The sequence below is a fragment of the Neobacillus vireti genome, from assembly GCF_036962465.1.
Lineage (GTDB): Bacteria > Bacillota > Bacilli > Bacillales > Cytobacillaceae > Neobacillus > Neobacillus vireti_B.
This window is the reverse complement of sequence record NZ_JBALNF010000046.1, coordinates 22,555-30,227: the sequence shown is the minus strand read 5'-3', so window position 1 is coordinate 30,227 and position 7,673 is coordinate 22,555. Positions and strand designations below refer to the sequence as shown.

The window sequence follows — 7,673 nt, the reverse complement described above, 5'->3', positions numbered from 1 at the left end:
GTATAAAGAAAATCAATTTGGAAAAAATGGATACTATAAAGAATGGAGGGTTATGCGAATGAAACGATTTGTCTCTTTCTTAGTGACATCTTTTTTACTAACAAGTTTATGGATTCCATCTGCATTTGCTGCTGAAGAGAAAAAGAGTACTGATATTGTCAGCAATGTTAAATCCGCTATTTTAATTGAACGAGATACAGGCACAGTCTTATATGAAAAGAATAGTAACCAAGAGCTGCCGCCTGCGAGTATGACAAAAATTATGACGATGCTCCTAATAATGGAGGCAATAGACGAAGGCAAACTGTCTTGGAATGAAAAAGTTCGAGCAAGTGAGTATGCAGCTTCAATGGGAGGTTCTCAGATTTTTCTAGAACCAGGTGAAGCGATGACGACAAAGGAAATGTTAAGAGGCATTGCGATCGGATCAGGAAATGATGCGTCCGTTGCAATGGCCGAAAGGATAGCAGGCTCTGAAGATGCGTTTGTAGATATGATGAATGCTAAAGCCAAGGAACTAGGATTAAAGCATACATTCTTTAAAAATACAACTGGTCTCCCTGTCAGCGGCCACTATAGTACAGCTGCTGATATGGCTGTTATGGCAAAAGAACTGCTTAAATATGAAGATATCACAAAATTTACAGGCATGTACGAAGCCTATCTTCGTGAAAATACAGATAAAAAATTTTGGTTGGTAAATACAAATAAATTGGTCCGTTTTTATCCTGGAGTAGATGGATTAAAAACAGGGTTTACTGCAGAGGCAAAGTATTGCCTAACAGCGACAGCCCAAAAAGATGGTATGCGTGTCATTGCGGTAGTATTTGGGGCACCAACCTCTAAGGAAAGAAATGCACAAGTAACGAAATTACTAGATTATGCCTTTGCCCAATATCAAACACATCCAATGTTTAAAAGAAGTCAAACGATAGGTTTGGTTAAAGTAAGCAAGGGCAAGGAAAAGAAAGTAGAAGCAGTAACAAGTGAACCGATTTCCATCCTGACGAAAAAAGGTGAAAAAACCCAGGATGTTAAGCAAAAAGTCATTCTGCAAAAAAATCTAAAGGCTCCAATTACAAAAGGCGATCAGGTTGGAACCATTAAATTAACTAAGAATGGTAAAGTAATTCTGGAAAGTCCATTAGTAGCTAGTAAGAGTGTGAAAGAAGCAGGATGGTGGACACTTTATAAACGTGCATTTGGAATGTTTACAAAGTCTGGGAAATAAGCAAGATAGAAAAACGATTTAACAGTATTGTCGAAACTTCAAACTACAATTCTAATTTTAGCGAAATAGGACTAGTTTTGTATGTAGAGAAGGATATTTTCGATAAAAAAGCGAATTGACTCACTATACCAGATTAAGGAGGACGGAAATAGTGAGTCTTAACATTCAGATGGAAACCAAACACGATGTTTTATGCATTCGCTTAAGTGGGGAGTTAGATCATCACACAGCGGATGACCTTCGTGAACAAGCCACAGCTGTTATTGAAAAAAATAATATTCGCCATATTGTTTTAAATTTAGAACAACTCTCTTTTATGGATAGTTCAGGATTAGGAGTTATTTTAGGGAGATATAAACAAATAAAGCAAGTGCACGGTGAAATGGTGGTTTGTGCGATTTCCCCTGCAATACAAAGATTATTCGATATGTCTGGTCTATTCAAAATCATCAAAATGGAACCGACTGAGGAATTTGCATTGCAAAGATTGGGGGTGGCCTGAGTGAAGAATGAAATGAATCTTCAATTCAGTGCTTTAAGTCAAAATGAGTCGTTTGCCCGTGTTACTGTTGCTGCTTTTATTGCCCAGCTTGATCCAACAATGGATGAGTTAACGGAGATTAAAACGGTCGTATCAGAGGCTGTAACAAATGCGATTATTCATGGCTATGAAAATGATCCAAGCGGGATTGTTTATATTCAGGTAACAATTGAGGACAGTCTAATTGATATGACAATTAAAGATGTAGGTTTAGGTATAGCAGATGTGGAGGAAGCTCGTCAGCCATTATTTACAACGAAGCCGGATTTGGAACGTTCCGGTATGGGATTCACCATCATGGAAAATTTCATGGATGAGGTAGAGATTCATTCACAGCCAGGCAGCGGAACCGAGGTTAGATTAAGGAAGCATTTAAAACTTAACAAAATGCTTTGCAATTAAGGAGACTTGCCGATGGATGTGGAGGTCAAGAAAGATAAAAGTCAACCATACTTAAAGGATCATGAAGTAAAAGAGCTCATTAAAAGGAGCCAAGCTGGAGATCAAGAATCTAGAGATTTAATTGTTGAAAAAAATATGCGGCTTGTTTGGTCTGTTGTCCAGCGCTTTCTTAACAGGGGGTATGACCCGGATGACTTATTCCAAATTGGTTGTATTGGATTATTAAAATCTGTTGATAAATTTGACCTTTCTTATGATGTCAAATTTTCCACATATGCAGTACCAATGATTATTGGAGAAATCCAACGGTTTATTCGTGATGACGGGACGGTAAAGGTGAGCCGGTCATTGAAAGAAATGGGTAATAGAATCCGAAAAGCGAAGGATGAATTATCAAAAACACTTGGAAGAATTCCGACTGTAAACGAGATTTCAGCTCATCTGGAACTATCACCCGAGGATGTAATCCTTGCCCAAGAAGCAAGCAGGACACCATCTTCCATTCATGAGACCGTATATGAAAATGACGGGGATCCAATCACCTTACTAGACCAAATTGATGACGGTAATGAAGGAAAATGGTTTGATAAAATAGCATTAAAAGAAGCAATTCGTGAACTTGATGAACGAGAAAGACTGATTGTTTATTTGCGTTACTATAAAGATCAAACCCAATCTGAAGTGGCCGTTAGGCTGGGAATTTCCCAGGTACAGGTTTCTCGGCTTGAAAAAAAGATATTACAGCAAATGAAGGACCGCATGGATCTCTGATCCATGCGGTTTTTCATTTGCTTACATGAAAGCATTGAATATTATCCATACTATTGATGAGGAAATTAATGTGTGGGAAGTGAATGTTTTGGAAAAAACAATCTACATCCGCATGCGGCATCGTGTCCATGTCCGGCCTGAAGAAAAGATCTATTTAAAGGATGTTGCCCAGATCATTGCCCCAGAAGTAGTCCTGATGAAATTACAATCAATGATGATTTATCAAGTAACAGAGATGGATCGAAATATCATCGTCATAGATGTGATGGAGGTTATCAAGAAAATAACTGCAACAATTGAGCAAGCCGAAGTTCAATCCATCGGTCCGGCTCAAACTATCGTTGAAGTGGTTTTTAAGAAAAAAGAGGTTTCTATGCCTATTTTTCTCCTCATTTGGTTTTTATTATTTTTTGGTTCTGCGATGACCATTATGAATTTTCATGATGATGTAAGTATGCAAAGCGTTCAGGAAAAAATATATACCATCATAACTGAAAAAAAGGCAGTAAAACCGTTGCTCTTCCAAATCCCCTATTCGATTGGTCTAGGACTTGGAATGATTCTTTTTTTCAATCATGTGTTTAAACACCGTTTAAATGAAGAACCTAGTCCACTTGAAGTAGAAATTTTTAATTATCAGCTTGATTTAGATAATTATGTGGTTATCCATGAAAATAAGGAAAGTATGAAGCATATTGATGACGATTAAAATCCTATCGGTAATCTTTATAGGTCTTGCAAGTGGATTGATGGTAGGCGCAGGTTTTGTTGCATTTTTAACTGTACTGGGGATTATCCCTAGGTTAACACAGCTTTCAAAATCAATGAAAATGATTCATTTATACGAATGGGCAGTTGTGTTGGGAGTACTAGCTGGAGTGTTCGCAAGCTTAAGAGACCCGGCATTACATATATCTGTCTATTTCTTAATCCCCTTAGGACTTACAGGGGGGGTGTTTGTAGGAATGCTGGCTGCAGGGCTAACAGAAGTCGTAAATGTGTTTCCCATACTCACTAAAAGAATCCGGCTGGATGGACAAATTATCATTCTGATTATGGCGATCGTGTTAGGGAAAATTTTTGGGTCGATTTTTCAGTGGCTATATTTTATTAAACAATAAAAAATCAGCCGAGAACAGCCCTAAATATGTAAGACAACATTACTCTTTAATTAGGAAGGGACATCAAAGTATGAGTATTCGGAGGCACGTCATTTTAATTACTGACGGTGATGAATATGCAAAAAGGGCTGTTGAACATGTAGCCCAAGAGATTGGTGGGCGTTGTATTACCAGTTCCTATGGAAATCCTTCCAAATTATCAGGACCGGAAATCGTTAAGTTAATAAAAAAAACACCGCATGACCCCGTATTAGTAATGTTTGATGATAGTGGGATCGTGGGGGAAGGTGCTGGCGAATCGGCTTTAAAATATGTTGCCACACATGAGGATATTGAAGTTTTAGGAGTCATAGCAGTTGCGGCAAGATCAAGGCATGAGGAATGGACAAGGGTAGATGTTAGTATTGATCGTGATGGAAACTTAACACCCTATGGTGTTGATAAATATGGAATACAAGAGCTTGAACTAGGGAGGATTAATGGAGATACAGTATATTGTCTTGATGAATTAGATATCCCTATTATTGTTGGCGTTGGTGATATTGGAAAAATGGCTCGGCATGATTCATACAAATTAGGTGCTCCAATCACCAAAAAGGCAGTAGAACTTATACTTGAAAGGAGTGACTTTCATGTCAAGGAGCAATGAGCAAAAATGGCCAATCCCTGAATCAGTAAATGAGATTGAAAATTACATGAAACAAAGAGTCGGTCTTGGTATCAGCTTTGACTTAGGGGTAAGAAAGCTAAAAATTCTTAAGAAAGATGTCCAGATATATTTCTGTAATGGTCTTTGTGATACCCGTTATATCATTGAACTAATAGAAGAATTAGTGCAGCTAAACGATCATGAAAAACAATCGACGGATATTTATAAACTCGTTTATAACCGCCTTCTTAATCAATCCGTACAGCCGATTCATAAATTAGATGAACTTGTGGATTTGGTCCTTTCCGGTCAGATTGTCGTTGTTATTGAAGGGGAAAATACGGCATTAGCTGTTGATGTACGAAGTTATCCTGGGCGGACTCCTCAAGAACCGGATACGGAGAAGGTTGTTCGTGGTTCTCGTGATGGATTTGTTGAAAATATCATTTTAAATACGGCTCTAACAAGACGAAGAATTCGGGATGAACGCCTGCGTTTTGAAATGATCAAAGTAGGTGAAAGGTCAAAAACGGATGTGGCGCTCGGCTATTTAGAGGACGTCGCAGATGCTGATTTATTAAATATATTAAGAAAAGAAATAAAATCGATTCAAGTCGACGGGATTCCGATGGGAGATAAAACGATCGAGGAGTTCATAGTAAAACAGGGATGGAATCCTTTTCCAATGGTTAGATACACTGAAAGAGCGGATGTTGCTGCAGCGCATATATTAGAAGGTCATATTATTATTTACTGTGATACATCACCTAGTGTCATTATTACTCCGGCAACCTATTTTCATCATGTTCAGCACGCAGAAGAATTTCGTGAATCCCCGGCAATGGGAACCTTTGTTAGATGGACAAGATTTTTAGGGATCATAGCTTCCATCATATTACTGCCCCTTTGGTTACTGTTTGCGTTGGAGCCGTCACTATTACCTGAAAATATAGCTTTTATTGGGCCAAATAAACAAACCAATATTCCGGTGGTTGTTCAATTGCTATTAGCTGATTTTGGGATTGAATTCTTAAGAATGGCCGCTATACATACTCCAACCCCATTATCAACAGCTATGGGTTTAATTGCCGCTGTTTTGATTGGTCAGATTGCGATTGATGTAGGACTGTTTGTCCCGGAAGTCATCCTTTATGTTGCGGTAGCCGGAATCGGTACTTTTACAACCCCAAGTTATGAATTAGGTGTAGCAAATAAGATTGCCAGAATGATACTTGTGATTTTGGTAGCGATGTTCCATACACCAGGATTGGTGATTGGAAGTACCGTTATGTTTTTATTTGTTGTCAATATGCGTGCATTTAACACACCATACTTCTGGCCTTTTCTTCCTTTTGAACCAAAAGGATTTATGCAAATTCTTATTCGTCGTGCCATTCCAGGCTCAATGCTAAGACCAAGTATTGTTCGGCCTCGAAATCGTTATAGGCAGCCGCCAGGTGCAAATAAGAAATAATCCTATTTTTTCTAATTGCAGTTTTATTTAAGTTGTGCTAAAGTTATTTTATTTCAATAAAGGGTTAAAATAGTCAAAAAATAGGCAGTATCTTTTGCAGATTCTGTCTATTTATTTGAAGATTGTCTCATAGACTATAGTAGCGCAGGCGGAGAGAGGGAGAGGGAATGTATTTTTACGGATCAACAGGTGTAAATAAGAACGGAAATCTAGAAATAGGCGGAGTTGATGCCGTTGAGTTAGCACGGCAATATGGGACTCCTCTGTATGTATATGATGTAGCCTTAATGAGAGAAAGAGCACGGGGGTTTAAGCAAACATTTGATGATTTAAATGTTGTTGCTCAGGTAGCTTATGCTAGTAAAGCTTTTTCAACCGTTGCCATGATTCAGTTGGCCGAAGAAGAGGGATTATCTCTGGATGTAGTATCTGGGGGGGAGTTATATACCGCTATCGTTGCTGGTTTTCCTGTGGAAAGAATTCATTTTCATGGAAATAATAAAAGCAGAGAAGAGTTGGAGATGGCATTAGACCACAAAATTGGCTGTATTGTCGTAGATAACTTTTTTGAACTCAATCTGTTAAAAGAACTGTGCCAGGAAAAAAATGCAACTGTGAATATACTTTTAAGGGTTACACCTGGTATAGAAGCACATACTCATGATTATATTTTAACCGGACAAGAAGATTCAAAATTTGGCTTTGACCTTCAAAACGGACAGGCAGAAATAGCATTAAAAATGGCAATGGAAAATAACTTCTTTCATGTTCTTGGTCTGCATTGCCATATTGGGTCGCAGATATTTGAAACTACCGGTTTCTTATTGGCAGCCAAAAAAATAGTTGAAAAGCTAGAACAGTGGAAAGATGAACATTCTTTTGAAGCTAAAGTGCTAAACTTAGGCGGCGGCTTCGGAATTCGATATACAAAGGAGGATGAACCGATTCTTCCCTCACAGTATGTTCGTGAAATTATTACCGAAGTAAAACATTTGACTGAGCAGCATTCCCTGAAAATGCCTGAAATCTGGATTGAGCCAGGGCGCTCACTTGTTGGGGATGCTGGTATTACCTTATATCAGGTTGGCTCATCAAAGGATGTTCCAGGTGTTAGAAAATATTTGGCTGTTGATGGGGGTATGAGTGATAACATCCGCCCGGCCCTATATCAAGCAAAATATGAAGCTGTGCTCGCTAATAAACCATTAGCTAAGGCCAATCAAACCGTCTCCATTGCCGGAAAATGCTGTGAATCAGGTGACATGTTAATATGGGATCTCCCGCTGCCTGAAGCTGGGGAAGAAGATATACTCGCAGTATTTTGTACAGGGGCTTACGGTTATTCAATGGCTAACAACTATAACCGGATTCCTCGCCCGGCGGTAGTGTTCGCAGAAAACGGAAGAGCCACACTTGTAGTGAAAAGAGAAACTTATGAGGACTTAGTCCGATTGGATTTACCGTTAAAATAAGCCCGAGGTTTC

The 7,673-nt window shown here is 38.7% G+C and carries 9 protein-coding genes; all 9 read left to right on the top strand.

Going from position 1 to position 7,673, the window contains the following annotated elements; translation table 11 throughout:
* The first annotated feature begins 58 nt into the window (after window positions 1-58).
* On the top strand, window positions 59-1,231 hold the full coding sequence (locus V7077_RS19240) for a D-alanyl-D-alanine carboxypeptidase family protein (RefSeq protein WP_335504876.1): 1,173 nt from the start codon (window positions 59-61) through the stop codon (window positions 1,229-1,231).
* Window positions 1,232-1,382: 151 nt separating this feature from the next.
* Window positions 1,383-1,733, top strand: coding sequence for an anti-sigma F factor antagonist (gene spoIIAA / locus V7077_RS19235; protein ID WP_335504874.1), 351 nt, complete (start codon window positions 1,383-1,385; stop codon window positions 1,731-1,733).
* Complete coding sequence (gene spoIIAB, locus V7077_RS19230) at window positions 1,734-2,174, top strand: anti-sigma F factor (protein WP_215043275.1); 441 nt, start codon at window positions 1,734-1,736, stop codon at window positions 2,172-2,174. It abuts the gene before it with no gap.
* A gap of 12 nt (window positions 2,175-2,186) precedes the next feature.
* Window positions 2,187-2,945: an RNA polymerase sporulation sigma factor SigF gene (sigF, locus tag V7077_RS19225; protein ID WP_335504873.1), complete on the top strand. Its 759-nt coding sequence runs from the start codon at window positions 2,187-2,189 to the stop codon at window positions 2,943-2,945.
* Between the two features lie 88 nt (window positions 2,946-3,033).
* Window positions 3,034-3,654 carry a stage V sporulation protein AA gene (locus V7077_RS19220; protein ID WP_335504872.1) on the top strand — a complete coding sequence of 207 codons (621 nt, stop codon included), beginning with the start codon at window positions 3,034-3,036 and terminating at the stop codon, window positions 3,652-3,654.
* The gene (locus V7077_RS19215; RefSeq protein ID WP_235740330.1) at window positions 3,644-4,066 is read left to right on the top strand and encodes a stage V sporulation protein AB; all 423 of its coding nucleotides are present in this window, start codon (window positions 3,644-3,646) and stop codon (window positions 4,064-4,066) included. The genes V7077_RS19220 and V7077_RS19215 overlap by 11 nt, the downstream gene beginning before the upstream one ends.
* A gap of 70 nt (window positions 4,067-4,136) precedes the next feature.
* A complete protein-coding gene (locus V7077_RS19210) occupies window positions 4,137-4,715 on the top strand; it encodes a stage V sporulation protein AE (protein WP_335504869.1) in 579 nt (192 codons plus the stop codon).
* On the top strand, window positions 4,699-6,189 hold the full coding sequence (locus V7077_RS19205) for a spore germination protein (RefSeq protein WP_335504868.1): 1,491 nt from the start codon (window positions 4,699-4,701) through the stop codon (window positions 6,187-6,189). The genes V7077_RS19210 and V7077_RS19205 overlap by 17 nt, the downstream gene beginning before the upstream one ends.
* Before the next feature lie 167 nt (window positions 6,190-6,356).
* Window positions 6,357-7,661 (top strand): diaminopimelate decarboxylase, encoded by a 1,305-nt coding sequence (gene lysA / locus V7077_RS19200; RefSeq protein WP_335504867.1) that lies wholly within the window; start codon window positions 6,357-6,359, stop codon window positions 7,659-7,661.
* Window positions 7,662-7,673: the final 12 nt, after the last annotated feature.

Excerpts from the sequence above, each read along its gene's own strand:
- lysA (WP_335504867.1), top strand. The coding sequence starts at position 6,357 with ATGTATTTTTACGGATCAACAGGTGTAAATAAGAACGGAAATCTAGAA.
- V7077_RS19205 (WP_335504868.1), top strand. The coding sequence starts at position 4,699 with ATGTCAAGGAGCAATGAGCAAAAATGGCCAATCCCTGAATCAGTAAAT.
- sigF (WP_335504873.1), top strand. The coding sequence starts at position 2,187 with ATGGATGTGGAGGTCAAGAAAGATAAAAGTCAACCATACTTAAAGGAT.
- V7077_RS19210 (WP_335504869.1), top strand. The coding sequence starts at position 4,137 with ATGAGTATTCGGAGGCACGTCATTTTAATTACTGACGGTGATGAATAT.
- V7077_RS19240 (WP_335504876.1), top strand. The coding sequence starts at position 59 with ATGAAACGATTTGTCTCTTTCTTAGTGACATCTTTTTTACTAACAAGT.
- V7077_RS19215 (WP_235740330.1), top strand. The coding sequence starts at position 3,644 with ATGACGATTAAAATCCTATCGGTAATCTTTATAGGTCTTGCAAGTGGA.